General features: G+C 66.7%; 32 protein-coding genes. 23 read left to right on the forward strand and 9 right to left on the reverse strand.

The genetic code is table 11. The features are described 5' to 3' along the window. Positions 1-939 (reverse strand): carbohydrate kinase family protein, encoded by a 939-nt coding sequence (locus tag BMX57_RS05460; RefSeq protein ID WP_308419728.1) that lies wholly within the window; start codon positions 937-939, stop codon positions 1-3. A 326-nt stretch (positions 940-1,265) separates the two neighbouring features. Here BMX57_RS05460 and BMX57_RS05465 point away from each other — a divergent pair, with 326 nt between their 5' ends. Together BMX57_RS05465 and tig are read left to right on the forward strand one after the other, a co-directional pair. Beyond that, on the forward strand, positions 1,266-2,384 hold the full coding sequence (locus BMX57_RS05465) for a porin (RefSeq protein WP_092363337.1): 1,119 nt from the start codon (positions 1,266-1,268) through the stop codon (positions 2,382-2,384). Between the two features lie 152 nt (positions 2,385-2,536). After that, a complete protein-coding gene (tig, locus tag BMX57_RS05470; protein WP_092363340.1) occupies positions 2,537-3,868 on the forward strand; it encodes a trigger factor in 1,332 nt (443 codons plus the stop codon). Positions 3,869-3,953: 85 nt separating this feature from the next. Here the strand turns inward: tig and BMX57_RS05475 are convergent, their stop codons facing one another. From BMX57_RS05475 to rpsF, 7 genes are all read right to left on the reverse strand, one after another. Continuing rightward, a complete protein-coding gene (locus tag BMX57_RS05475; RefSeq protein ID WP_092363343.1) occupies positions 3,954-4,829 on the reverse strand; it encodes an acyl-homoserine-lactone synthase in 876 nt (291 codons plus the stop codon). Positions 4,830-4,926: 97 nt separating this feature from the next. Continuing rightward, on the reverse strand, positions 4,927-5,628 hold the full coding sequence (locus BMX57_RS05480; RefSeq protein ID WP_092363345.1) for a helix-turn-helix transcriptional regulator: 702 nt from the start codon (positions 5,626-5,628) through the stop codon (positions 4,927-4,929). Between the two features lie 36 nt (positions 5,629-5,664). Beyond that, complete coding sequence (locus tag BMX57_RS05485) at positions 5,665-6,069, reverse strand: helix-turn-helix domain-containing protein (protein WP_092363348.1); 405 nt, start codon at positions 6,067-6,069, stop codon at positions 5,665-5,667. A gap of 299 nt (positions 6,070-6,368) precedes the next feature. After that, a complete protein-coding gene (locus tag BMX57_RS05490) occupies positions 6,369-6,878 on the reverse strand; it encodes a lytic transglycosylase domain-containing protein (RefSeq protein WP_177175395.1) in 510 nt (169 codons plus the stop codon). 153 nt (positions 6,879-7,031) lie between these two features. Next, a complete protein-coding gene (rplI, locus tag BMX57_RS05495; RefSeq protein WP_092363351.1) occupies positions 7,032-7,670 on the reverse strand; it encodes a 50S ribosomal protein L9 in 639 nt (212 codons plus the stop codon). Positions 7,671-7,681: 11 nt separating this feature from the next. Continuing rightward, positions 7,682-7,909, reverse strand: a complete 228-nt coding sequence (gene rpsR, locus BMX57_RS05500) for a 30S ribosomal protein S18 (protein ID WP_058860938.1) — start codon at positions 7,907-7,909, stop codon at positions 7,682-7,684. A gap of 26 nt (positions 7,910-7,935) precedes the next feature. Continuing rightward, positions 7,936-8,289, reverse strand: a complete 354-nt coding sequence (rpsF, locus tag BMX57_RS05505) for a 30S ribosomal protein S6 (RefSeq protein WP_092363354.1) — start codon at positions 8,287-8,289, stop codon at positions 7,936-7,938. A 320-nt stretch (positions 8,290-8,609) separates the two neighbouring features. Between rpsF and BMX57_RS05510 the strand changes: the two genes are divergently transcribed. Next, on the forward strand, positions 8,610-9,128 hold the full coding sequence (locus tag BMX57_RS05510; RefSeq protein WP_092363357.1) for a hypothetical protein: 519 nt from the start codon (positions 8,610-8,612) through the stop codon (positions 9,126-9,128). A gap of 229 nt (positions 9,129-9,357) precedes the next feature. Here the strand turns inward: BMX57_RS05510 and BMX57_RS05515 are convergent, their stop codons facing one another. Further along, positions 9,358-10,596, reverse strand: coding sequence for a cytochrome b/b6 domain-containing protein (locus BMX57_RS05515; protein ID WP_092363360.1), 1,239 nt, complete (start codon positions 10,594-10,596; stop codon positions 9,358-9,360). Between the two features lie 170 nt (positions 10,597-10,766). Between BMX57_RS05515 and fabD the strand changes: the two genes are divergently transcribed. From fabD to BMX57_RS05615, 20 genes are all read left to right on the forward strand, one after another. Continuing rightward, the gene (gene fabD, locus BMX57_RS05520; protein WP_092363363.1) at positions 10,767-11,705 is read left to right on the forward strand and encodes an ACP S-malonyltransferase; all 939 of its coding nucleotides are present in this window, start codon (positions 10,767-10,769) and stop codon (positions 11,703-11,705) included. Positions 11,706-11,760: 55 nt separating this feature from the next. Then, positions 11,761-12,498, forward strand: a complete 738-nt coding sequence (gene fabG / locus BMX57_RS05525; protein ID WP_092364322.1) for a 3-oxoacyl-[acyl-carrier-protein] reductase — start codon at positions 11,761-11,763, stop codon at positions 12,496-12,498. 209 nt (positions 12,499-12,707) lie between these two features. Further along, the gene (locus BMX57_RS05530) at positions 12,708-12,941 is read left to right on the forward strand and encodes an acyl carrier protein (protein ID WP_092363366.1); all 234 of its coding nucleotides are present in this window, start codon (positions 12,708-12,710) and stop codon (positions 12,939-12,941) included. A gap of 182 nt (positions 12,942-13,123) precedes the next feature. Continuing rightward, the gene (locus tag BMX57_RS05535; protein ID WP_092363369.1) at positions 13,124-13,663 is read left to right on the forward strand and encodes a GNAT family N-acetyltransferase; all 540 of its coding nucleotides are present in this window, start codon (positions 13,124-13,126) and stop codon (positions 13,661-13,663) included. Positions 13,664-13,775: 112 nt separating this feature from the next. Further along, positions 13,776-14,519, forward strand: coding sequence for a 1-(5-phosphoribosyl)-5-[(5-phosphoribosylamino)methylideneamino]imidazole-4-carboxamide isomerase (locus BMX57_RS05540; RefSeq protein WP_092363372.1), 744 nt, complete (start codon positions 13,776-13,778; stop codon positions 14,517-14,519). A gap of 149 nt (positions 14,520-14,668) precedes the next feature. Further along, positions 14,669-15,934: a beta-ketoacyl-ACP synthase II gene (gene fabF, locus BMX57_RS05545; RefSeq protein ID WP_092363375.1), complete on the forward strand. Its 1,266-nt coding sequence runs from the start codon at positions 14,669-14,671 to the stop codon at positions 15,932-15,934. Next, positions 15,934-17,094, forward strand: a complete 1,161-nt coding sequence (gene mltG / locus BMX57_RS05550) for an endolytic transglycosylase MltG (protein ID WP_092363378.1) — start codon at positions 15,934-15,936, stop codon at positions 17,092-17,094. Before fabF ends, mltG begins: the two co-directional genes overlap by 1 nt. 226 nt (positions 17,095-17,320) lie before the next feature. Continuing rightward, positions 17,321-17,665, forward strand: coding sequence for a hypothetical protein (locus BMX57_RS05555; protein ID WP_092363382.1), 345 nt, complete (start codon positions 17,321-17,323; stop codon positions 17,663-17,665). Beyond that, on the forward strand, positions 17,643-18,944 hold the full coding sequence (locus BMX57_RS05560) for a DNA-packaging protein (RefSeq protein WP_229724200.1): 1,302 nt from the start codon (positions 17,643-17,645) through the stop codon (positions 18,942-18,944). The genes BMX57_RS05555 and BMX57_RS05560 overlap by 23 nt, the downstream gene beginning before the upstream one ends. Before the next feature lie 176 nt (positions 18,945-19,120). After that, positions 19,121-20,293, forward strand: coding sequence for a phage portal protein (locus BMX57_RS05565; RefSeq protein ID WP_092363385.1), 1,173 nt, complete (start codon positions 19,121-19,123; stop codon positions 20,291-20,293). After that, positions 20,286-20,510: a GTA head formation protein, RCAP_rcc01685 family gene (locus tag BMX57_RS05570; protein ID WP_092363388.1), complete on the forward strand. Its 225-nt coding sequence runs from the start codon at positions 20,286-20,288 to the stop codon at positions 20,508-20,510. Before BMX57_RS05565 ends, BMX57_RS05570 begins: the two co-directional genes overlap by 8 nt. 34 nt (positions 20,511-20,544) lie before the next feature. Then, entirely contained in the window at positions 20,545-21,096 is a 552-nt protein-coding gene (locus tag BMX57_RS05575) for an HK97 family phage prohead protease (RefSeq protein ID WP_092363391.1), read from the forward strand. Positions 21,097-21,132: 36 nt separating this feature from the next. After that, entirely contained in the window at positions 21,133-22,311 is a 1,179-nt protein-coding gene (locus BMX57_RS05580; protein ID WP_092363394.1) for a phage major capsid protein, read from the forward strand. Positions 22,312-22,483: 172 nt separating this feature from the next. Further along, a complete protein-coding gene (locus BMX57_RS05585) occupies positions 22,484-23,083 on the forward strand; it encodes a head-tail connector protein (protein WP_092363397.1) in 600 nt (199 codons plus the stop codon). After that, positions 23,080-23,421, forward strand: a complete 342-nt coding sequence (locus BMX57_RS05590) for a head-tail adaptor protein (protein ID WP_092363400.1) — start codon at positions 23,080-23,082, stop codon at positions 23,419-23,421. Before BMX57_RS05585 ends, BMX57_RS05590 begins: the two co-directional genes overlap by 4 nt. Then, complete coding sequence (locus BMX57_RS05595) at positions 23,418-23,831, forward strand: DUF3168 domain-containing protein (RefSeq protein WP_092363403.1); 414 nt, start codon at positions 23,418-23,420, stop codon at positions 23,829-23,831. Before BMX57_RS05590 ends, BMX57_RS05595 begins: the two co-directional genes overlap by 4 nt. A gap of 21 nt (positions 23,832-23,852) precedes the next feature. Next, positions 23,853-24,266: a phage major tail protein, TP901-1 family gene (locus BMX57_RS05600; protein ID WP_092363406.1), complete on the forward strand. Its 414-nt coding sequence runs from the start codon at positions 23,853-23,855 to the stop codon at positions 24,264-24,266. Positions 24,267-24,269: 3 nt separating this feature from the next. Further along, positions 24,270-24,590 carry a gene transfer agent family protein gene (locus BMX57_RS05605; RefSeq protein ID WP_092363409.1) on the forward strand — a complete coding sequence of 107 codons (321 nt, stop codon included), beginning with the start codon at positions 24,270-24,272 and terminating at the stop codon, positions 24,588-24,590. Then, a complete protein-coding gene (locus BMX57_RS05610; protein WP_092363412.1) occupies positions 24,587-24,796 on the forward strand; it encodes a rcc01693 family protein in 210 nt (69 codons plus the stop codon). The genes BMX57_RS05605 and BMX57_RS05610 overlap by 4 nt, the downstream gene beginning before the upstream one ends. Beyond that, on the forward strand, positions 24,783-25,445 hold the full coding sequence (locus BMX57_RS05615; protein WP_092363415.1) for a phage tail tape measure protein: 663 nt from the start codon (positions 24,783-24,785) through the stop codon (positions 25,443-25,445). Before BMX57_RS05610 ends, BMX57_RS05615 begins: the two co-directional genes overlap by 14 nt. Positions 25,446-25,449: the final 4 nt, after the last annotated feature.

Below are 25,449 nucleotides of genomic sequence, written 5' to 3' on the forward strand. Positions count from 1 at the left end.
TCATTGGCGGATCTCGTCGGCCCAGGGCGGGTTGGCCCCGGCGCGCGAGACCGTGACGGCCGCCGCGCCCGCGGCGAAGCCCAGGCAGTCGGCCAACTCGGCGTCGCTGGCGCCCAGAAGGGCCGCGCGGTCATCGAGGCCCAGCGCGGTTGCCCGTGCGAGGAAGCCTGCGTTGAACGTGTCGCCGGCGCCGACCGTGTCGACGACCTCGACGGGCGAGGCGGAGACATCGACCCGGCGCCCGCCGGTCAGAAGCGCCGAGGCGCCGTCGCCGCCGCGGGTCAGCAGCACGATGGCCGGCCCGTCGGCCAGCATCGCATCGGCCTGCTGTTCGGGGGTGGGCAGGTCGGGGTAGAGCCAGGCCAGATCCTCGTCCGAGGCCTTGACCACATCGGCCGCGGCGACCATCCGCGCCAGCCGTGCCCTCTGCTCACCGGGATCGGTGATGAAGCCGGGGCGGATGTTGGGATCGAGCATGATCACCCGGCGGCGGGCCTCGCGCTCGGCCAGGGTCACCAGGGTGTCGCAGAAGGGCGGATAGCACAGGCTGATGCCGCCGAAGAACAATGTCCGCACCCGGTCGGGCAGGTCCGGCAGGTCCTCGTCGTCGATCATGCGCGACGCCGAGCCTTCGTCGTGAAAGCTGTAGCTGGCGTGGCCGTCGGTCAGCTGCACGAAGGCCAGCGTGGTGGGCCGGTCGCTGATCACCGCATAGGTCGGGTTGACCCGGCTGCGCAGCAACTCGTCCTCGAGCATCCGGCCCCACATGTCGCGCGACAGGCCGGTCAGCAGTGCCGCCTCGACCTCCAGCCGGCCTAGGGCGATGGCGGTGTTGAAGACCGAGCCGCCGCAATGGGGCACGAACCCCTGCGCACCCTCCGCCATTGGGCGCGGCAGCATGTCGATCAGCGCCTCGCCGCAACACAGGATCATCGTCATTCCCCTTTTCAATCGGTTTTCCGACGCCGCCGGTGGCGCGGCGGGCGCGGGGCGTTGTCGTGGCTTTCCGGTTGGGCCCGAGGGAAAGCGCAAACCGGTCATCCTGTCAACTACGCATCCCCGGCGGCGGGCGGCGCGGGGCTGGGGCCTTGTCCTCGGAACGGCGGAGTCGCGCCTGAGGTGTGGCATATTCCGGCACCGACCCCGGATTCCCGCCTTGGGGCTGGACCAGCGCGGGCTGGTCTGGAACACTCCAATGGGGGCCGGACGCCGGGTTCGGTCGGACTTGCCTCCGCGTCCGTTCACTCAACTTCAAGGTGACTCCCATGACAGCGCAAATTCGAACCGTCTCCGCCCTGGCGCTTGCAGCGGCCGGGCTGGCCGCACCCGCGGCGGCAGAGTTTAAATACGAGAACGGATCGGGAGGGTCGGTGACGCTCTACGGACAGTTCAACCCGGCCATCATCTCGGTGGACGATGGCCAGCAGACCGAGACCAACCTGGTCGACAACGACCTGTCGCGCAGCCGGCTTGGGATTTTGGTGGATCAACCGCTGGGCGCAAACACCTTCGGGTTCCGGTTCGAGGCAGGGCTGGGGTTTCCGAATTCGACCGAATACAACCAGCTGGGATCGGACATCAGCGGCTGGACCCGGCAGGATATCCGGCATTTCGATTTCTGGCTGTCCGGCGATTGGGGCCAGGTCTCGCTGGGGCAGGGCAGCATGGCGTCGGACGGCGCGGCCGAGGCGAACCTGTCCTATGCGGGAACCGCGCTCTATGCCTATACCGCCGATACCAACGCGGCCTACCTGTTCCGCGATCCCTTCGGCGTGCTGAGCGGGCCGAGCGTCGGCAGCATGACCAGCGATTTCGATGGCGGGCGGCTGACCCGGCTGCGCTATGACACGCCGCGCTTCAGCGGCCTCAAGCTGAGCGCGGCCTGGGGGCGCAACGAGTTGGCCCAGAATGACGACCGGGATTACTATGACATCGCCGCCAGCTATTCGCGGTCGCTGGGCAATGCCGAGTTCAAGGCCGGGCTGGCCTATGCGGTGCGCGACGACAACGGGGTCAAGCGGTCGGACGTGATCGGGTCGGCGGCGGTTCTGCTGTCCAGCGGGTTGAGCTTTGCCGCGTCTGTGGGAACGCGCGACGACGACACGGCCGGCGCGTCGGATCCCGATTACTACTATCTCAATGTCGGGTACGAGGGCGACTGGCTGGCGGCCGGAAAGACCGGGTTCGGCGTGCATTACTATGACGGTGCCGATTTCAACCGCGACGGCTCGTCCTCGGAGGTGGTCGGCCTGGGCGTGGTGCAGCGTGTCGATGCGTGGAATGTCGATGCCTACCTGACCTATCAGACCTACAGCTACGAGGACGACGTGGCCGCCTATCAGGATCTGTCGACGGTGGCCCTGGGCGCGATCTGGAAATTCTGATCCGGCCCCTGCGGCCCGGTTCGCGGCGGCAAAGCCGGGCCGATGCGCCAGATGCCTCTTGAACCCGCGGATCAGGCCACTTAGAAGGCGACAAATTTGCACGGCGCGCGGTGCCCGGTCCCCGCGCGCCCCAACCTCATGGGGAATACCAGATGCAGGTCACCGAGACGCTGAACGAAGGTCTGAAACGCGGCTACAACATCACCGTCACGGCGGATGAGCTGGATGCCAAGGTCAACGAGAAACTCTCCGAGGCGCAGCCCGAGATCGAGATGAAGGGCTTTCGCAAGGGCAAGGTTCCGATGGCGCTGTTGAAGAAGCAGTTCGGCCAGCGCCTGCTGGGCGAGGCGATGCAGGAGAGCATCGACGGCGCCATGAACCAGCATTTCGAGGACAGCGGCGAACGCCCGGCGCTGCAGCCCGAGGTCAAGATGACCAACGAGGAGTGGAAGGAAGGCGACGACGTGCATGTCGCCATGTCCTACGAGGCGCTGCCCGAGATCCCCGAGGTGGACCTGAAGTCGCTGGAGCTGGAGAAGCTGGTGGCCAAGGCCGATGACGCCGCCGTGGACGAGGCGCTGGCGAACCTGGCCGAGACCGCGCAGGACTTCAAGTCGCGGCGCAAGGGGTCCAAGGCCAAGGACGGCGACCAGGTGGTGATCGACTTCGTCGGCAAGATCGACGGCGAGGCGTTCGAGGGCGGCTCGGCCGAGGACTATCCGCTGGTCCTGGGCTCCAACAGCTTCATCCCCGGATTCGAGGAGCAACTGGTCGGCGTGAAGGTCGACGAGGAGAAGGACGTGACCGTTTCCTTCCCCGAGGACTACCAGGCCGAGAACCTGGCCGGCAAGGACGCCGTGTTCTCCTGCACCGTGAAGGACGTGAAGGAGCCGGTTGCCGCCGAGGTGAACGACGAACTGGCCCAGAAGTTCGGGGCCGAGGATCTGGACGCGCTCAAGGGGCAGATCCGCGAGCGGCTGGAGGCCGAATATGCCGGCGCCGCCCGCGCGGTTCAGAAACGCGCGCTCTTGGACAAGCTGGACGAGATCGTCTCGTTTGACCTGCCGCCCAGCCTGGTCGAGGCCGAGGCCAAGCAGATCGCGCATCAGCTGTGGCACGAGGAAAACCCCGATGTCGAGGGACATGACCACCCCGAGATCGAACCCACCGACGAGCATAACAAGCTGGCCGAACGCCGCGTGCGGCTGGGCCTGCTGCTGGCCGAGCTGGGCCAGAAGGCCGAGGTCGAGGTCAGCGACGCCGAGATGACCCAGGCGATCATGAACCAGGCCCGGCAGTATCCGGGGCAGGAGCGGCAATTCTTCGAGTTCGTGCAGAAGAATGCCCAGATGCAGCAGCAGCTGCGCGCCCCGATCTTCGAGGACAAGGTCATCGACTATGTGTTCGAGCTGGCCCAGGTCACCGAGAAGGAGATCTCGAAGGACGAGCTGCAGAAGGCCGTCGAGGACCTGGACGAAGAATAAGCCGCCACAACCATGTGGCCGGAAAGACGGAGCCGCCCCGAGGGGCGGCTCCTTTTTTGCGCTTGTGTGTGAGGGGAGTGGGGGATCAGGCTTCCCGGGCCAGAGCCGCGGGGGCCTGCTTCAGCGCAAATTTCTGTTCCGGTGTGAGTGTTCCCGGAAGGGCGTCGATCAGGTCGATTACGGCCTGAACTTCGTCGGACGTGCGCGCCGCGCTCATCTGCTCGACGAAATAGCGTTCAAGCGCGCTGAGCGGTCGCGTGTCGTTGTTGGCCGAGGCGGCGTGAGCGGCCGTTTCGATCTCGACCGAGGTATGTCCCCGGGCGAACAGGTCGAGTGCCGCGTCCTCGGTCAGGAAGACGTCGTGGGCGATTCCGGCGAAGTCCCGGACACGGCCGATCCGCTCCTGCGTGCAGTCGAGCAACGCCGCAAGCGCCGGCACCTTGCCCATCGGGGCGGTCTTGCCGACATAGCCATAGGGGGCATTGTCCGAGCGCTTGAGTACGCGGTCCATGACCGGATCGATCACGGTGACGATGTCCCGGATACCCGACCTGCGGGCGAATTCCAGCGATCCGATCATCAGCTCGCACGTGGCATAGGAGACGGAATGGCGGTCCCTGCCGCGCCCCAGACGCTTGGTGTCGACGCAGAACCGCGTCGATTCCCACATCGTCGCGCTGCGGATCGGCGGTTCGCCGTCCAGGATTGCGTTGAACACGTCCGCCAGCATGTGCGGACCTGTTGTCTGCAAGGCACGAACCGCGGCGACCACATGTCCCTCGTCGTCCAGCCCAACGACGTAAGCGGGATCCAGGTGGTCGAATTGGTCGATTTCCTTGCCGTCCCGGATATCGACGTCCCATCCAAGACGATCCCCGAAGACGCGCGCTCTGAGTCTGTACATTTCGTCGAGAACCGCACCAAAACGGTGCCGGTTCAAGCCGTCGATCACAATTATCATTTGTTCCCCCTTATGAGTGGTTTGATCTGCGACCACTCTGGCCCAATTCAATGAGCGCTGCCATTGGGGGTTTCCCGTATGCGATTTGTCGCGGAATTCAGCCCGGATAGATCAGTCCGAGCCCGATCGCCCGGCCGACAGCCTGGGCGGTGGTGAGCGCGCAGAGCTTCTCGCGCCCCGAGCGCAGATGCACTTCGACGGTGCGGTGCGAGATCGACAGGATGTCGCCGACATCCTGCTGCGACTTGCCGGCGGCGACCCATTGCAGGATCTCGATCTCGCGCTTGGACAGGTTGGGATGCAGCAGGATATGGCTGAGTGCATCCGAACTCATCACCGTGTCGTGCAGGTGCACGGCCATCGACTGCAGGTCGGTGATGACATGGCCGATCAGCTTGTCCCATTTCGCCACGGGACAGTCGCGGGTGACGCTCAGCAGGCCGATCTCGCCATAGGGGCCGCGCACCGGGATGGTCAGACCCTGTTCGGTCAGTCCGAAATCCCGCGCATCGTGAAAGACGCGCTGGAAATCGGCGTTGCGCTCCAGCCGGCGCCAGTCGACGGGCGCGATGCTGCGCTGGCTCATGTGCAGGGTCGGGTCGATCATCTGAAGACCCTGGTTGGCGTAGTGCGCCTTCCACCCGTCGTCATAGGTCACGTGCCCGTGGATCGAACCGCCCACGGGATTCATGCCGGCATAGGCGGCATGATCCATTTCATACTTGTCGCAAATCTGGTTCAGAAAACCGGTATAGCGGTTCTCCGTGTCAGGCAGTGTTCCGAGGTCGACAATTTCCATTTACTCTCTGCGGAACTTTCGGTGTTTTCCACCCGGTCATGTCATCGCGTCCTGCGGTGAAGGCCTTCTATGGGCAGACATATCTTTGACAAGGGCAAGAACAGCACGCTTTTGGGCCGAAGGCAAGTCCGCAAAGATCTCGACCATCTGCACGGTTTCGCGGTCGGCCAGGAAGTCCTGCCGCAGTGCGGCACCGGCCGGGGCGGTGTCCTCGTCACCCTTCAGGGCATCCATGCCTTCGAAGAAATAGCTGATATGGACCTTGAGAAATTCCGCGACCGCCCAGAGCCGCGAGGCGCTGACCCGGTTGGCGCCGGATTCGTATTTCTGGACCTGCTGAAAGCGGACCCCCACCGCACTGCCAAGCTCGGCCTGGCTGTACCCCATTGCAATTCTTCGGGCCCGAATACGCTGGCCCACGATACTGTCAACCGTTTCCATACAAGTCACCTGTTGCTACTGACGCCGGCCGCCCGAGAACAAATGGCCGGGCGTCCGGATTAACGATTGCGACAGTGCAGTATCCTGAAAACCCGATCAACGGATTTCAGGTTAAGGTTGATTTCAATTGGGCATGAACGGCGCTTTGGCCGGTATTGTACGATCTTTTGGCACCACTTGTTTACTTCGGCGTAAACAAACCTTCCAAACACCGGTTTCTGTGTCCGATTTGGGGCGGCACGCAGCGGGCGCGGCGTCTCCGAATCACTTTCCGGGCGAGCGCATGGCGCGCCCTTCATTCATGTAGGTTGAGTCTGAGCGGGCGCCGGGCGCAACCCGGTTTCGACCAGCATGCCGCGCCGTTTCGCCTCGTAGTAGTAGCCGCGCGCATAATGCTGGATCGCCCGGTCCATGCTGCCATCCGACAGCAGCCAGGCGCCGCGCAGGTATTTTCCGGCGTATTTCAGGTTAGTGTCGGCATCCAGCAACCCCTGCGGCGCACCGCGATAGCCCATCGAGCGCGCGGTGGCGGGCAGGATCTGGAGCAGCCCGTAATAGGGCCGGGCCACCGCCCAGGGGCGGTGCGTGCTTTCGCGGATCGCCAGCCGGTGCACCAGCTGGCGGGGCAGTTCGTAATGGTCCGCCCATTTGTTGATCGAGGCCCGCAGCTCGGGCGTCTCGTTGGGATAGAGCGGTGGGTCGTAGGGCTCGTTTCGGGTGCTGGTGCGGGTGACGCTGGCGCCACAGGCGGGCAGGGCGGTCATTGCGGCGAGGCCCAGAATGGCGCTGCGGCGGGTGAACAGGGTCATTGCGAACTCCGATTTTTGCGCAACTCTAGGGCGGTGCGGCCACCGGCGAAACCGCCGCGACGCGCGATCGGCCGGATGTTGCCGAAACCGGGACCAAGAAAAAGCCGCGCAGGGATCCCCGCGCGGCTTTGCATCCCGGACCAGTCGGCCCGATCAGGACTTGGTTTCGTCGTCCTCGACCGGGTTCTCGCCGGTCTGCTCTTCGACAACCTCGGCCAGGGCCTCGTCCTCGGAGGCGGCGCTGCCGATGTCGTCGAACAGCTCGGCGATCTCGAACTCGGCCTCGGCCTCTTCCTCGGCGGCCAGCTGCTGAATCGACTTGCCCGATTCCTGCAGCTCGGCCTCTTCCGGCGAGCGGGCGACGTTCAGCGTGATGTTGACCATCACCTCGGGGTGCAGGTGCACTTCGACGTCGTGCAGGCCCAGTTCCTTGATCGGCTGACGGATCAGCACCTGCTTGCGGTCGATCGAATAGCCGGCCTCGGTCGCCACCATGGCGGCGTCGCGGGTGCTCACCGAACCGTAGAGGTTGCCACCGTCGGACGCCTGGCGGATCACCACGAACCGCTGACCGTCAAGACGCTCGGCCAGGGCCTCGGCTTCCTTGCGGGATTCCAGGTTGCGGGCTTCCAGCTGCGCTTTCTGGTCTTCGAAGGCGGCGATGTTCTCTTTCGAGGCGGTCAGCGCCTTGCCCTGCAGCAGCAGGTAGTTGCGGGCGAATCCGGCCTTGACGTCGACGACATCGCCCATCTGGCCCAGCTTGGCCACACGTTCCAGAAGGATAACTTGCATGATCGCTCTCCTTACTTCACGGCATAGGGCAGCAGGGCGAGGAAACGGGCGCGCTTGATCGCCCGGGCCAGCTCACGCTGCTTTTTCGACGACACGGCAGTGATGCGCGAGGGCACGATCTTGCCGCGCTCGGAAACGTAGCGTTGCAGCAGGCGCGTGTCCTTGTAGTCGATCTTGGGTGCATTGTCGCCCGAGAAGGGGCAGACCTTGCGGCGGCGGAAAAACGGTTTTGCAGCCATTGTCAGTTCCTTTCTTCAGGCGTGGGTCAGCGGCGGTCGCGGCGGCCGTCGCGCTCGTCGCGCTTCTGCATCTGGACCGAAGGGCCCTCGGCGTGCTCGTCGACCTTGATGGTCAGGACGCGCATCACGTCGTCATGCAGGCGCATCAGGCGCTCCATCTCCTGCACGGCGCCGGCGGGCGCGTCGGTGCGCAGGAAGGCATAGTGGCCCTTGCGGTTCTTGTTGATCTTGTAGGCCATCGTCTTGACGCCCCAGTATTCGCTGTCGACCAGCGAACCGCCGTTGTCGGCCAGAACGGTGCCGAAATGTTCGACCAGACCTTCGGCTTGCGTGTTGGACAGGTCCTGACGCGCAATCATGACATGCTCGTAAAGCGGCATGTGAACTCCTGTTTCTGTCAAGGCGCATTTCATAGGCAGGGTCTTTGGCCCTTTCGCGACCCGGCCACGAGAGACTGCGCGGAAAAACGAAAGATGCGAAGGGCCGTGCCCATATACACGCCTGCGCGCCACACGCAAGCCCCCGCGGCCCTTGTGACACCGCGTTCCGGCCTTGTGGCAGGAAGGTGGCGGCGCCGGTTGCGCCGGTCGTCCAATTACCCCCTGCCTGCCCCATTTCGGTCTTTTTGTTTACCGAAGGTTGAACGCGTCGGGACGAGATACCCGGCGTAACAAGAACAGCCTGACGGGACGCGAGAAAAATGACAGCCGTAAGACAGGACGTAATGAAGAACGCCGTGGCCCTGCCTTCCTTCGAGGAGTCGGTGCCGCTGACCATCACATTCGCGGCCAACTGGCCGGTGCGCAAGGTCCTGCTGCGGATCGTCGGGACCGCGCTGATCCTGGGATCGGCCGGGCTGTGGATCCTGCCGGGCTCCAGCGTGATGCCCGAGACCGCGCTGATGAAGCTGGGCGTCTCGGTCTTCTTCTTCCTGGTTGGCCTGGCCCTGCTGATGGTCCATCACGAGCACAACCAGCCCGACGCCTATTTCGACCCGATCCGCCGCGAGGTCCGGGTGTTGCAGAAGAATGCCCGGGGCCGGCCGCAGACGGTGCTGCGCCGGGGCTATGACAGCCTGGGCAGCGTCAAGTTCTCGGACTGCTTCATGGAGCTTTACGACATGGACGGCTCGGTGCTGATGCGCCTGCCGATCGAGACGCCGGAGATTCGCCACGCCCTGCGCACGCAGCTGAACGGGCTGGCACACTCGGCCGCCTGACACCTGTTCACCTGATCGTACAGGCTGTTGGCTGATGTGGACTTCGCGCCGCCTTCGGGCGGCGCATTTCTTGTGGGATGTCGCGGTGATTTCGGCCAGTCATGCAGCACCCGCCATCCAACAGGAGACCACGCAATCAAGTCCACCATGCTTGCCGCCGACCTGACCGCAGCCGACGCAACAACCGCCGGGCCATTGGTTCGGCGGTTTTCGTTTGCGGTTCCTGGTTCTAGGGCTTGCGGGCGGCGGTGAGGGCGACCTCGACCACCACCTGCATGCCCAGCGTCGCCGCGTCGCCGACCTGGGCGCCAACCCCGAAGTCGCGCCGGTCCAGCGTCAGGTTTCCGGCCATCGTCGCAACCCCGTCCTGAATCTGCAGATCGAACGGCAGGACGATGTCGACGCTTTGGTCGCGCAGGGTCAGGGGGCCGTGGGCCTCGTATCCGGTTTCGGTCTTCAGGATCTGGCCGATGAAGCGCGCGGTGGGAAACTGGCTGGCCTCGAGGAAGCCGGGCCCCAGCGCATCGGAGGTGACCGAGCCCAGCGACAGCGAGGCGATCGCGACCCTGACCTGCACCTGCCCTGCCGGGCCGGTGGTCGCAACGGGCTCGAACGTGATGTCCGCGGTCCAGTCGGAGAATTGTCCGGTGAGCGGGGTGCCCATCTGGGTCACGGTCATCGACAGTGTGCCATCCGTCACCTGCCAGTCCGAGGCGGATGCGGCCGGGCGGGCAGGCTCGGCAGCCTGAGCGGCGCCGCCGGAGACTGCGGGCGTTTGGTAGAGGCCCTGAGCGGCCCCGATTACGATCACCGCGGCCCAGACCGCCAGGGCGGCCAGGGCCGGCACTAGGCTGCGTGGCATCGGTGCGGGTTCGGGTGCGCCGCCGCCCGACAACATGCGCCCGAGCGTGGCGTCGCGGTCGATGAAGTGATGTTTCAGCGCGCCGGCCACGTGCAGCAGGATGGCCCCGGCCAGCGCCCAGATCAGCACACGGTGCAGCCCGCCGGTCAGCTTGGCCAGGGCCGGATCCTTTGGCACGAGCGGCAGGTCCTGACCCAGGGGCCACAGGATCGGCGCGAAACCGCTGGTTGCGGCATGCTGGATCCAGCCGCTGAGCGGAACCAGGACGAGCGAGCCATAGAGCAGCCAGTGCACGGTCTGCGCCAGCAGCACCTCGGGCCGCCTGTGGGCGTTGAGTGGGCCGGGATGTGTCTGCGTGATCGCCCAGAGGATGCGCGCGAGCGCCACCGCGAAGATCGCGACACCCAGCGTCTTGTGCAGCGAGAAGAGCAGCGCGGTGCGGGTCAGCAGCTCTTCGCTGGCCACTGTGGAAGGGTCGCGCAGCGACTGTGCCATGGTGTTTGCGATCTTCCCCAACGGCAGGTTGGTGAGGACCAGCAGGGCAGTCAGCCAGTGGAACCACTTGGCGACACTGCCATAGCTGCGGGTGGTGTTGGCAAGGGGCATTGCGGGCTCCGGGTCATTCTGCGCCGGGTCAGCTTGCCGGCGGGCTGGTGCCGCGGCAATGGGCGCGGCCGAACTGGCATTGTGCCGGCATGCAGATCTTGTGCGCCGCGCGCGGGTTGTCTACACGGGCGGGAACGTGGTTTTCGGACGGGTTGAGGCAAGGGGCAGCAATGACAGTCGCTTTCGTTTTTCCGGGGCAGGGGGCGCAGACCATTGGCATGGGGCGCGCGCTTGCCGAGGCATATCCCGCCGCGCGCGCGGTGTTCGACGAGGTCGATGCGGCGCTGGGCGAGGCGTTGAGCGCACTGATCTGGGAGGGCGACATCGCCGATCTGACCCTGACGCAGAACGCGCAGCCGGCGCTGATGGCGACCTCGGTGGCGGCGATGCGCGCGCTTGAGGCCGAGGGCGTGGCGGTGGACCGGGCGGCCTTCGTCGCCGGTCATTCGCTAGGCGAATATTCGGCCCTTGCGGCGGTGGGGGCGATCTCGCTGGCCGACACGGCGCGGCTGTTGCGCACACGCGGGCAGGCGATGCAAAGCGCGGTGCCGGTGGGCGAGGGTGCGATGGCGGCGATCCTGGGCCTGGACCTGGAGGCCGTGCGCGCCGTGGCCGAGGAGGCGGCCCAGGGCGAGGTGTGCCAGGCCGCCAATGACAACGATCCGACCCAGGTGGTCGTCTCGGGGGCCAAGGCGGCGGTGGAACGTGCCGCGACAATCGCCAAGGAGCGGGGCGCGAAGCGGGCGGTCATGCTGCCGGTGAGCGCGCCCTTCCACTGCGCGCTGATGCAGCCCGCCGCCGAGGAGATGGCCGCGGCGTTGGCCGATGTCTCGATCGCCGCGCCGGCGGTCCCGCTGGTGGCCAATGTGCGCGCCGAGGCGGTGAGCGATCCCGAGGTGATCCGCGGCTTGCTGGTCGAGCAGATCACCGGATCGGTGCGCTGGCGCGAGAGCGTGCAGTACATGGCGGCCCAGGGGGTCGACGAGGTCTGGGAAATCGGTGCCGGCAAGGCCCTGTCCGGCATGATCCGCAAGATTGACCGTACCATTGCCTGCAAAGCCGTGGGCACACCGGAAGATGTGCAAAGCGCGGCCGCCGGACCGGCGTGACGCGACCCTTATCTGCAAGCGAGAAGCCGCGGCGGCGGCGGGGAGACTGAAAGACATGTTCGATCTGAGTGGAAAGACGGCCCTGGTCACCGGCGCATCCGGCGGTATCGGGGCCGAGATCGCCCGCGGCCTGCACGCGGCGGGCGCCAGCGTCGGCCTGTCGGGCACGCGGCAGGAACCGCTGGAGGCGCTGGCGGCGGAACTGGGCGAACGCGCCCATGTGCTGCCGTGCAATCTGAGCGACGCCGACGCGGTCGAGGCGCTGCCGAAACAGGCGGCCGAGGCGATGGGGTCGGTGGGCATCCTGGTCAACAATGCCGGCATCACCCGCGACAACCTGTTCATGCGGATGTCGGACGACGAATGGGCGCAGGTGCTGGAAGTGAACCTGACCTCGGCCATGCGTCTGAGCCGGGGCGTTTTGCGCGGCATGATGAAGGCGCGCTGGGGCCGGATCGTGAACATCTCGTCCGTGGTGGGCTCGATCGGCAACCCCGGACAGGCGAATTATGCCGCGGCCAAGGCCGGTATGGCGGGCATGGGCAAGTCGCTGGCCTATGAGGTGGCGAGCCGGGGAATCACCGTCAATTCCGTCGCGCCGGGCTTTATCGAGACCGCGATGACCAGCAAGCTGACCGACGAGCAGAAGGCGGGTCTGATGGTCAAGATCCCGGCCGGCCGGATGGGTTCGGCCGGTGAGGTGGCCGCCGCCGTGGTCTACCTGGCCAGCCCCGAAGCGGGGTATGTTACCGGTGCGACCTTGCACGTAAACGGCGGCATGGCGATGCTGTAGGCAGCCGCGCCGGAGGCTGCGCGAAAGCGTTTGCCTCTGCTGCGGACTGTGCTATAGGCGGCGCATCTTTCGCAAGGGCAGGCCGGCACGGTCGTCCGAAAATCCCCGGTTCGCCGGGGTCCCAACCGCCCGGAACGGGCAACCAAGCCACCCCGTGCGGGCAAGGGCAGAACCGGGCCAGATCGGCCCCGCAGGAATGAGGAATTGACATGAGCGACGTCGCAGACCGCGTGAAGAAGATTGTGGTTGAGCACCTGGGCGTGGAAGAGGACAAGGTCACCGAGAACGCGTCCTTCATCGACGACCTCGGCGCCGACAGCCTGGATACCGTGGAACTGGTCATGGCCTTCGAAGAGGAATTCGGCATCGAGATTCCCGACGATGCGGCCGAAACCATCCAGACCTTCGGCGACGCCGTGAAGTTCATTAAGGAAGCGTCGTAAACGCAGCGCGACCGCAGTAATCGAAAACGGCGCCGCCTTCGGGAGGCGCCGTTTTTCTTTGCGGGGGTGCCCGGATGCGGGTGAATGCGCATCAGCCGGGACCGGACGCCGCGAAACGGGCTTGACCGACCGGCCCGGCTGCCGTCACGGTTCTCTTGAGGCAGAACACGGACCGGCGAGCAATGATCCGATCCATACCGATGATCAACACCGCGCGGCTGACGCTGAGCGGGATGCGGCCCGAGGATTTCGAGCGCTTTGCGCAGATCTGGTCGGACCCGGATGTCGTGCGCCAGATCGGCGTCAGCCCGAAAAGCCGCGGCGAGGCGTGGACCGCCTTTCTGCGCAACGCGGGCCATTGGCAGATGACCGGCTTTGGTCAATGGGCCATCGTGCGGCAGAGCGACCGGCGCATGGTGGGCCAGGCGGGGTTCTTCTTCGAGGACCGGTCGCTGGGCGACGATTTCGATCCCCATCCCGAGGCCGGCTGGGTGCTGAGCCCCGAGGCGCAGGGCGCCGGTCTGGGTTTCGAGGCGGCGCAGGCGGCGCATGACTGGTTCGACCGGGTGATTCCCGGCCCGCTGGTGGCGATGATCGATGCCGGCAATGCGCCGTCGAAGAAACTGGCGGAAAAGCTGGGCTATCGCCGGATGCGCGAGGCCGAATTTGCCGGGACGCCGGTGGAACTCCACTTTCGCAAGGGGCCGCCTGTCGGCGACTGACCGCGCAGGCCGCAAATCGATCGGAAGGTGCCGAAACTGACGCAGTGCGCGACTCGGTCCGCTGTATGCTAGGCTGGTCGAAGAACGGCGAGGCTAGCGGAGGAAGCGGCCGATGAGGATCTACCCCACGATGGAGCTCCGGAAGGGGCGTTGTGTGACTTTGGACAAGGGGCGGCTTGAGGCGGCCATGCTGTGGCATGTCGATCCGGTCGAGACCGCCCGCGCCTGGGCGGCGGCCGGGGCGGAATGGATGCACCTGACGGATTTCGACGCGATCGAGGGCAGCGATGCCAATGCGGACCTGGTCGAGGAGATCATCCGGTCGGTCGGCATACCGGTCCAGTTGGGCGGCGGCATGCGCCGGCGGGAGACGGTCGAGCATTGGATCGACCGTGGCGCGGGCCGCGTCGTTGTCGGAACGCTGGCGGCGCGCGATCCGGCGCTGGTCAAGGAATTGGCCAAGTGGCATCCCGATCAGATCGTCCTGGCGGTCGATGTCTGGAAGGGCAGCGTGATGACCGAGGGCTGGCGCACCGAAAGCGCCTTTGCGCCCGAAGCGTTCATCGACGCGTTCGAAGCGGCGCCCTTTGCCGCGATCATCGTCACCGACATCGACAGCGACATGGCCGAGGTCGAAGCGCAGCTGGGGCTGATTTCGGGTCTGGCGGCGCATTCCCGCACCCCGGTCATCGCCAGCGGCGTGGTTCGCAACGTCGACGACATTTCGCGACTGGCCTATATCCCGAATATCTCGGGCGCGCTTGTGGGCAGGGCGCTGTTCAACAAGTCGATCACGCTGGAACAGGCGCTGGAGGTGGCGGGATCGGCCCGCGAGCCGGTAGCGGAATTCCGCTGAGCGCGCCAGAACCAGCCATACGCGAAGGCACGGCGGCGGCATCCCGGCCCGGGCCGGCGGGCGCCGCTGAACGGTGCGGCCCCTTGCCCCCGGCCCCCCGGGCGCGGTAAGAGCGTTTCTCGTAAAGGCAAGCAGGCAAGAGGCACTTCATGCGCAGAGTCGTTGTTACCGGTCTGGGGCTCATCACCCCATTGGCCAGCGGGGTCGAGGAATCCTGGACGCGGCTTTTGGCCGGCCAGTCGGGGGCGGGCCCGATCACCCGTTTCGACGCGGTGGCGTCGGGCGTGACCACAACCTATGCCTGCGAGGTTCCGCGTGGGGACGGCAGCAACGGGACGTTCAATCCCGATGACTGGATGCCGCCCAAGGAACAGCGCAAGATCGAGGACTTCATCCTCTATTCCATCGCCGCGGCCGAAATGGCCTGCCGCGATGCCGATTGGACGCCCGAGGACGAGGCCGACCGGCTGCGGACCGGCGTTCTGATCGGGTCGGGCATCGGCGGGCTGGGCTCGATCGCCGACACCGCAGTGATGATCAAGGAGAAGGGTCCACGCCGGGTGTCGCCCTTCTTCATTCCCGGTGCGCTGATCAACCTGGCCTCGGGGCAGGTGTCGATCCGGTTCGGGTTCAAGGGGCCGAACCATTCGGTGGTGACGGCCTGTTCGACAGGCGCCCATGCCATCGGAGACGCCAGCCGGATCATCCGTGCCGGCGACGCCGACGTAATGATCGCCGGTGGCGGCGAGGGCTGCATCTGCGAGATCGGCATCGCCGGCTTCAATGCCTGCAAGGCGCTGAGCACAAAGTACGCCGACGACCCCAAGGCCGCGAGCCGCCCCTATGACCAGGACCGCGACGGGTTCGTGATGGGTGAGGGCGCCGGTGTCGTGGTGTTGGAGGATTACGAGCACGCCAAGGCGCGCGGTGCGAAGATCTATGCCGAGGTCAAGGGCTATGGCATGTCGGGCGACGCCTATCACATCACCGCACCCAGCGAGGATGGCGATGGCGCCGAGCGGTCGATGCGCGCGGCCCTGGCCAGTGCCGGGCTGGAACCCACGGATATCGACTATATCAATGCGCATGGCACCTCGACCATGGCCGACACGATCGAGCTGGGCGCTGTGGAGCGCATGCTGGGCGACCATGCCGGAAACGTGACCATGTCCTCGTCCAAATCCATGACCGGGCACCTTCTGGGTGCAGCCGGCGCGATCGAGGCGATCTTTTCGATCCTGGCGATCCGCGACCAGGTCGCCCCGCCGACGATCAACCTGGACAATCCGGCAGTCGAGACGCCGGTGGATCTGGCGCCCAACGCCAAGCGGGAGCGCAAGATCGACTTTGCGCTGTCGAACTCGTTTGGGTTCGGCGGCACCAATGCAAGCGTGATTTTCGGGAAGGTCAGCTGATGTGGCGGGCGCTGGCCTCGAACATGCTGACCGTCCTGGCGGTCGGCCTCTTTCTGCTGGCGGGGCTGCTGGTGTGGGGGCAGAATCAGTTCACCGCCAGCGGGCCGCTTGACGAGCCGATCTGCCTGCGGGTCGAGCGTGGCTCGACCATGACGCGGGTGAGCCGTGAATTGCAGGAGGATGGGGCGGTCAGCAGCGCCACGATCTTTCGACTGGGTGCGCAGTATTCGGACAAGACCGGGCAGTTGAAGGCGGGCAGTTTCCTGATCCGCGAAGGCTCGTCCATGGACGAGATCATCGAACAGATCACCCGCGCCGGTGCCAGCACATGCGGCACCGAGATCGTCTATCGCATCGGCGTCACCCGTCAGACCGCCGAGGTGCGCGAGCTGGACCCCGCCACGCAGGCCTATGTCGAGCTGGTCGAGTTCGATCCCAACGCCGAGGACATCCCGCCGGTCTATGCAGAAAAGCGCGAGAAGTCCGACACGCGGTATCGCATTTCCCTGGCCGAGGGGGTCACCAGCTGGCAGGTGGTCGAGGCGCTGAAGGCGTGGGACGCCCTGTCGGGAGAAGTGGCGGAGGTGCCCGCCGAGGGCATGCTGGCGCCCGACAGCTACGAGGTCGTGGATGGGGCCGAACGCGCCGCGCTTCTGGACCAGATGCAGAGCCGCCAGCGGGCGCGGATCGACGCGGCGTGGGAAACCCGGCAGTCTGATCTGCCGATCTCGACTCCCGAGGAGATGCTGATCCTGGCGTCGATCATCGAGAAGGAAACCGGCGTGCCGGAAGAGCGTGGCCAGGTGGCCAGCGTCTTTGTGAACCGCCTGCGCCAGGGCATGCGCCTGCAGACCGACCCGACGGTGATCTATGGGGTCACCAAGGGCCAGGGCGTGTTGGGGCGCGGGTTGAGGCAAAGTGAGCTGCGCCGTGCAACGCCCTGGAATACATATGTGATCGAAGGGTTGCCGCCAACGCCGATCGCCAATCCGGGGGTTGCGAGCCTGGAGGCTGCGGTGAACCCGGACGAGACGGAATACGTGTTCTTCGTGGCCGATGGCAGTGGCGGGCACGCCTTTGCCGAAACCCTGGAGGAACACAATCGCAACGTCGCCAAGTGGCGCCAGATCGAGGCCGAGCAGCAGAGTTCGGGCAACTGAGGCGGTCTGGCGGAGGCCTATCGCCGGGTATTCGTAAGAATTCGGTAATCATTCCGGACGGTTAAGTGTTGCGCCTGTTGCGGAAGAGCTTGACTCTGCGCGCCTTGTCGCGTATAGGTTGTGTCATGCTAGAGGACGTGGGCAAACGGCCCCGGGGGTGACCCCGGTGGCCGTTTTTTCATGTCTCTCGTGCGGAGATCACTCTCGCATGAGGTCACGAGCACACATGACTTTGATTACCCCGGAGGAGCGAATCCTCGAGACGGCCGAGTTGCTGCGGTCGATTCACGAGTCCATTCGAGGTCTGAGGCAAGCGGCAGAAGACCTGCGCCGTCAGATTGTGGCCGGGGAGGATGCTGAACTTGCTGGCGCAACAAAGCAGTTCGGACAGGTGCAGAGCCTGATCCGCAACTGCCAGACCGTGGAGGCGCAACTTGCCGAACAATACAACCGACAGGCCGGAATCGCACAGGGAGGATACGCGCTCGACCTTGACGCCGCCCGGGTTGAGGTCGGGTGCCGGCTGGCTCGCCTGCGCGCCTGCTGCGGTGCGCGACCGGTTTCTGAGTGACATCGGGGAGGGAGGGCTGTGTGCCCTCCCTTTCCTGTTCGAGTTTTGGGCGCTGCCGCATCAGCTGCCGCCCGAGGGGAATTGGCGGAGCTGGGTGATCCTGGGCGGCCGTGGCGCGGGCAAGACGCGCGCCGGGGCGGAATGGGTGCGCGATCAGGTCGAAGGCGCGCGCCCGCTGGACCGCGGCCGGTCGCGGCGCGTGGCGCTTGTGGGCGAGACCCATGACCAGGTGCGCGACGTGATGGTGTTCGGGGACAGCGGAATCCTGCAGTGCTCGCCCCCCGACCGCCGCCCGCGCTGGAAGGCCACCGAGCGCAAGCTGATCTGGCCCAATGGCGCCGAGGCGCAGGCCTTTTCGGCACAGGACCCGGAAGGGTTGCGCGGGCCGCAATTCGACGCGGCCTGGGTGGACGAGCTGGCCAAGTGGAAGAAGGGCGGTGAGACCTGGGACATGCTGCAATTTGCGTTGCGGCTGGGCGAGGATCCGCGGGTCTGCGTAACGACGACACCGCGCAACGTGAAAGTGTTGAAGGATCTGTTGGCCGTGCCTTCGACGGTGCAGACCCATGCGCCGACCGAGGCGAACCGGGCCAACCTGGCGGCGTCGTTCCTGGAGGAGGTGCGGGCGCGCTATGCCGGGACTCGGCTGGGGCGGCAGGAACTGGACGGCGTGCTGCTGGCTGATGCCGAGGGGGCGCTGTGGACCACGGCGATGCTGGAGGGCGCGCGGGTGGCGCGGGCGCCGGCGTTGGACCGGGTGGTGGTGGCGCTGGATCCGTCGGTAAGCGGTGATGCCCGGGCCGATGCCTGCGGGATCGTGGTCGTGGGGGCGCAGCTTCAGGGGCCGCCGCAGGACTGGCGGGCCTATGTGCTGGCCGATTGCACGGTGCAGGGCGTGGGGCCTGCGGGCTGGGCGCGCGCGGCCGTTGCGGCACGTGATCGGTTCGGGGCGGAACGGCTGGTGGCCGAGGTCAACCAGGGCGGCAAGCTGGTGGAAGAGGTGCTGCGGCAGGTCGATCCGCTGGTGCCTTACAAGGCGGTGCACGCGGCGCGGGGCAAGGTGGCGCGGGCCGAGCCGGTGGCGGCGCTCTATGAGCAGGGGCGGGTGCGGCACCTGGGCGGTCTGGCCGAGCTGGAAGAGCAGATGTGCCTGATGACCGCGCGCGGATACGAGGGGCCCGGCTCGCCCGACCGGGTCGATGCGCTGGTCTGGGCCCTGCACGAGCTGATGATCGCGCCGGCGGCGCGGATCCGGCAGCCGCGGGTGCGCGTGCTCTAATCTGGATCGAACAAGAGCCTGGCACGGAGCGGGCGTCCCTCGGGGCGCCCGTTTTTCGTTTTTCCGGGGCGTTGCGGCAGCGCCGTGCGGTGGCTTTCACCGGTGTCAACGTCTTTGCGGGATAACGATCCCAACACGCCGGATGGTGCGGTGGTGAGCAGATAGGAGCGTGACAGATGGTATTTGATTTCCTGCGGCGGGGCAGCAGCGACGCGGTGCCGGAGGCCAAGGCGAGCGCCTCTGGGCCGGTCGTGGCCCTGCAGGATTCCGGCCGGGTGGCCTGGTCTCCGCGCGACACCGGATCGCTGACACGCACGGGGTTTGCGGGCAACCCGGTCGGGTTCCGGTCGGTCAAGCTGATCTCGGAGGCGGCGGCGGCGCTGCCGCTGGTGTTGCAGGATGCCGCGCAGCGCTATGACACCCATCCGGTCCTGTCGTTGATCCGGCGGCCCAACGCCGCACAGGGCAAGGCCGAACTGCTGGAGGCGCTGTTCGGGCAGCTGCTGCTGTCGGGCAACGCCTATGTCGAGGCGGTGCCGGGCGAGACGGGGGTGCCGGTCGAGCTGCATGTACTGCGGTCGGACCGGATGCGGGTGGTGCCGGGCGACGATGGCTGGCCGGTCGGCTATGTCTATTCGGTCGGCGGCAAGTCGCACCGGTACGACCGTGATGCGATCTGCCATATCAAGTTTTTTCACCCCCAGGACGACCACTACGGCCTGTCGCCGATGCAGGCCGCTGCGATGGCACTGGACGTGCACAACAGCGCGTCGCGCTGGTCCAAGGCCTTGCTGGACAATGCCGCCCGGCCCTCGGGCGCGCTGGTCTGGACCGGTGGCGACGGGCAGGGCGCGATGGCCGAGGATCAGTTCCGCCGCCTGAGTGACGAGATCGAGGCCAACTATCGCGGTGCGCGCAATGCCGGGCGGCCGATGGTTCTGGAAGGCGGCCTGGACTGGAAGCCGATGGGCTTTTCGCCCTCGGACATGGAGTTTCAGAAGACCAAAGAAGCCGCCGCCCGCGAGATCGCGCTGGCCTTCGGTGTCCCACCGATACTGCTGGGGATCCCGGGTGACGCGACCTATTCGAACTACCAGGAGGCCAACCGGGCATTCTATCGCCTGACCGTCCTGCCCCTGGTGACGCGGGTGGCGGCGGCGCTGTCGGAGTGGTTGTCGGGGATCGCCGGCGCGGCGCTGGAGCTCAAGCCCGACCTGGACCAGGTGCCGGCGCTGGCGGCCGAGCGCGATGCGCAATGGGCGCGGGTTGCGGCGGCCGACTTCCTGAGCACTGCCGAGAAGCGCGCGCTGCTGGGCCTGCCGGCGCTGCCGGAGCCGGAGGATGGCTGATGGGCCCGGATACGCGCCGTTCGATTGTGCGCCGGGTCTGAAGCTGGCCGCGCATGAACGGGTGGTCGCGATCCAGCACGAGCACCTGTGCCGCAGGCTGGATCAGCTGGAGGCGGTGCTGGCGCGGCTGGAGAAGCGGCTGTGGCTGGCGGTCTATGGGGTCGTAGCAGTGGTCCTGGCCCAGGCGTTTCAGTCCCTTCTGGTCGTGACACCATGATATTTCAATGAGTTGTATGGAGGTGTTCAGGCGAATGGACACGGGACTGGAACACAAGTTCGCGCGGTTCGGAGACGGGCTGACCGTCACCGACGGAGCGGTGATCGAAGGGTATGCCAGCCTGTTCGGGCAGGCCGACCAGGGCGGTGACATCGTCGGGAAGGGCGCTTACCGCAGCTCGTTGCGGGCGCTGGGGCGGCTGGGGCAGCGGGTCAAGATGCTCTGGCAGCACGACCCGGCGCAACCCATCGGCGTGTGGGACGAGGTGCGCGAGGACGGCACGGGCCTGTGGGTCAAGGGCCGGCTGCTGGAGGCCACGCAGAAGGGGCGCGAGGCGGCCGCACTGATCGCCGCCGGCGCCATCGACGGGCTGTCCATCGGATACCGGACACGCAAGGCCGGCAAGGATGACAAGGGCCGCAGGCTCTTGACCGAACTGGAGCTTTGGGAGGTGTCGCTGGTGACGTTCCCGATGCTGCCCAGTGCGCGGGTGGCGGCAAAGGGCTGTGAGCCCGAGACCGACGACACCTGGCGCAGCATTGCCGAGGTGCTGAACGGGGCCCGGCAGGAATTGGCGCGGCGATAGCCCGCCGGAACACCGTCCAGGGAAAGGGATGTGCAGATGAGCAAGACCGAGCAGGCGGCCTTGGCCGGCGAGGATATGTCCCCGGTTCAGGAGGCGAAGCAGGCGATCAGCCGGTTCGTCAATGAATTCAAGGGGTTTCAAGGTGAAATCCAAAGCAGACTTCAACAAACGGAAGAGCGAGTGACCATGCTGGATCGAAAAACTCAAACCGCGGCGCGGCCGCACCTGGCCGCCGCGACCGATACCGGCGCGCCGCATCAGAAGGCGTTCAACGCCTATCTGCGCTCGGGCGACGATGACGGTCTGCGCGGCCTGGAACTGGAGGGCAAGTCGCTGTCCTCGGCGGTGAACAGCGATGGCGGCTATCTGGTCGATCCGCAGACCGCCGACACGGTCAAGTCGGTGCTGAAATCCACCGCGTCGATCCGGTCGATTGCCAGCGTCGCCAATGTCGAGGCCAACTCCTTCGACGTTCTGATCGACCATACGGATGTGGGCGCCGGCTGGGCCGATGAAACCAGCCCCGCCGCCGAGACCGGGACGCCGTCGATCGACCGCATCTCGATCCCGCTGCACGAGTTGAGCGCGCTGCCCAAGGCGAGCCAGCGCCTGCTGGATGACAGCGCCTTCGATATCGAGGGCTGGCTGGCCGGGCGCATCGCGGACAAGTTCGCGCGGGCTGAGGCCGACGCCTTCATCAATGGCGATGGCGTCAACAAGCCGCGCGGGTTCCTGACCCATGCCACGGTGGACAACGATGTCTGGAACTGGGGCAATCTGGGCTATGTCCCGACCGGAATCTCCGGCGGTGTCGATGCCGATGCCATCGTCGACATGGTTTATGCGCTGGGCGCGCAGTACCGCGCCAACGGCACATTCGTGATGAACTCGAAGACCGCGGGACACGTGCGCAAGCTGAAGGATGCCGATGGCCGCTTCCTGTGGTCCGATGGTCTGGCCGCCGGCGAGCCGGCGCGGCTGATGGGCTATCCGGTGGTGATCGCCGAGGACATGCCGGATGCCAGCGACGGCAGTTTCTCGATCGCGTTCGGGGATTTCCGCGCGGGATACACCATTGCGGAGCGGCCCGACCTGCGCGTTCTGCGCGACCCGTTCAGCGCCAAGCCGCATGTCCTGTTCTATGCCACCAAGCGCGTCGGCGGCGACGTGAGCGACTTCGCCGCGATCAAGCTGTTGAAATTCGGCACCGCCTAGGCGGGCCGGGCAGGGGCCGGGAAACCGGCCCCGGGTGCGGGCGCGTGTCGGGGTTCGGCCCCGCGTTGTCTAGCTGCTCCCCTCCGTCCGAGCAACGTGGGGTCCGGCAGGCGTCCGCAGTCAAGCAGAACAACAGGCGGCCCGGAGGGGCGCGCGCTTGCGGAGTGATTGGATGATGTTGATCGAAGAGACCACCGTACCCGATGCGGCGCTGCCGGTGGCCGAGTTCAAGGCGCATTTGCGGCTGGGATCGGGATTCGCCGAGGATGACGTGCAGGACGAGGTGCTGCGGGGCTTCCTGCGGGCGGCCATCGCGGCCATCGAGGCGCGCACCGGCAAGGTTCTGATCGAACGGGAGTTCTCCTGGACCCTGACCGGTTGGCGGGATCGTGCGGGCGTGCTGCTGCCGGTGGTGCCGGTTCGGTCTGTGGCAGGGATGGTTCTGGTGGATGCCCTGGGTGCCGAGACCGCTGTGGCGGCGTCTGCCTATCGGCTGGAGAAGGATAGCCAGCGGCCGCGCCTGCGCCCGACCGGTGCGCTGCTGCCGTCGGTGCCCCTGGGCGGCGAACTGCGCATCGGGCTGGTGGCCGGGATGGCGCCGGATTGGGGCGCATTGCCCGCCGATCTTGGCCAGGCTGTGCTGCTGCTGGCGGCGCATTACTACGAGTACCGGGCAGAGACGGCGCTGGGCGATGGCTGCATGCCGTTCGGTGTCACCAGCCTGATCCAGCGCTATCGGGTGCTGCGGTTTGGTCTGGGAGCGGCGCGATGAAGGCGCCGCATCTCAACCGCCGGCTGGTGCTGGAGGCCCCGACGCGGGTGCCGGATGGCGCGGGTGGCTATGTCGAAAGCTGGGCGCCCCTGGGCACGGTCTGGACCCACGTGAGTGTCCGCGGCAGCGGCGGTGAACGGGCGGAGGCCGGGATGCCGGTATCGCGCACGCGCTTCCGGATCGTGCTGCGCGGTGCGCCGGTGGGCTCGTCCATGCGGCCTGCGCCGGATCAACGTCTCACAGGAGACGGGCGGATCTATGTCATCCGGGCGGTGGCCGAGCACGACCCGGCGGGCCGCTACCTGACCTGTTTCGCGGACGAGGAGGTGGCGGCATGAGTTATGGCGTTTCGGCGGCGCTGCAGGCGGCGGTCTATCAGCATCTCATGGCGGATGCGGGCGTCGGCGATCAGGTCGGCGGTGCGATCTATGACGCGCTGCCGCCGGGCGAATTGCCGGCGACCTATGTGACGCTCGGTCCCGAGGAGGTGCGCGATGCGTCGGATGGCACCGGCGCCGCGGCGTGGCACCGGTTCACGGTGTCCGTGGTCACGGACGCGGCCGGGTTCGGCGCGGCCAAGACCCTGGCTGGCGCCATCTGCGATGCGCTGGAGGACGCGCCACTCGGCCTGAGCCGCGGGCGCCTCGTGGGGCTGCGGTTCGAACGCGCCTCGGCCCGGCGGACAGGGGCGGCGCGGCGGTTGCGGCGCATCGACCTGCGGTTTCGTGCCCGCGTGGAAGACAACTGATCAAATCCTAGGAGAGAGCATATGGGTGCCCAGAACGGAAAGGACCTGCTGGTCAAGGTCGACATGAATGGCGGCGGTCTGTTCGAGACCGTCGCGGGGCTGCGCGCGACGCGCGTGAGCTTCAACGCCGAGACCGTCGATGTCACCAGCCTGGAGAGCCAGGGCGGCTGGCGCGAGCTGCTGTCGGGGGCGGGTGTGAAATCGGCGGCGATCTCCGGCTCGGGCGTGTTCAAGGACGCCAATACCGACGAGCGGGCGCGGCAGCTGTTCTTTGACGGCGAGATGCCGGACTTTCAGGTCATCATCCCCGATTTCGGCGTGGTCGAGGGGCCGTTCCAGGTCACGGCGATCGAATATGCCGGCAGCCACAATGGCGAGGCGACCTATGAGATGTCGCTGGCCAGTGCCGGCGCGCTGACCTTCACGGCGCTTTGAGCCATGGCCAATCCGTGGACGGGTGAGGTGGCGCTGGTCATCGACGGGCGGCGGCGGGTGATGAAGCTGACGCTGGGCGCGCTGGCCGAGCTGGAGACGGCGCTGGAGAGCGGTTCCCTGGTCGAGTTGGTGCAGCGCTTCGAGGGCGGCGGGTTTTCCAGCCGCGATGTGCTGGCGCTGTTGCTGGCCGGGCTGCGCGGCGGTGGCGAGGAGGTGAGCCGCGAGGCGCTGATGACGGCCGAGATCGCGGGCGGCCCGGTGGCTGCGGCGCGGGCGGCGGCGGAACTGCTGGCGCGCGCCTTCACGGTGCCGGGCGCGGCATGAGCGGGCTGGACTGGACCGCGCTGATGCGGGCCGGGATGCAGGGGCTGCGGCTGAGGCCCGAGGCGTTCTGGCGCCTGACTCCGGCCGAGCTGCGGCTGCTTTTGGGCCAGGGTGGAGGGTCCGCGCCGCTGAATCGCGCCGGGCTGAACGCGCTGATGTCGGCCTGGCCGGATGAGAAACGAGGAGAGAGCGATGACGGATCGTGACGGGTTTTCCGACCTTCAGGACAGCGGCGAGGCCCTGGGCGACACGCTGGGCGACGCGGCGGCCATTGCGGCGGGGTTCGATGCGCAGCTGCGCCGGGTGCGCGACAGTTTCGCGGCCGCGGGCAAGGACGTCGAAGTGCTGGACCGCGGCCTGTCCAAGGGGCTGCGGCGGGCTTTCGACGGGGTCGTTCTGGACGGCATGAAACTGTCGGACGCGCTGGAGACGGTGGCGCGGTCGATGATCCAGACGACCTATTCCGCCGCGATAAAGCCGGTGACGGATCACGTGGGCGGGGTGCTCGCCAAGGGTGTCGGAGGTCTGTTCGAGGGGCTGTTGCCCTTTGCCGATGGCGGCAGTTTCTCGCAGGGGCGGGTGATGCCCTTCGCCAGGGGCGGCGTGGTCAGCGGGCCGGTCGCCTTTCCCATGCGCGGCGGCACCGGGCTGATGGGCGAGGCCGGGCCGGAGGCGATCATGCCGCTGGCCCGCGGACCCGATGGCAAGCTGGGCGTGCGCAATTCCGGCGGCGGCGGGCCGGTCAACGTGGTGATGAACATCTCGACGCCGGACGTCCAGGGATTCCGCCGCAGCCAGGGGCAGATCGCCGCACAGATGAGCCGCGCCCTGGGGCGTGGCAACCGCAACCGCTGAGGGG

It is taken from the genome of Cribrihabitans marinus (assembly GCF_900109035.1).
Classification (GTDB): Bacteria; Pseudomonadota; Alphaproteobacteria; order Rhodobacterales; family Rhodobacteraceae; genus Cribrihabitans; species Cribrihabitans marinus.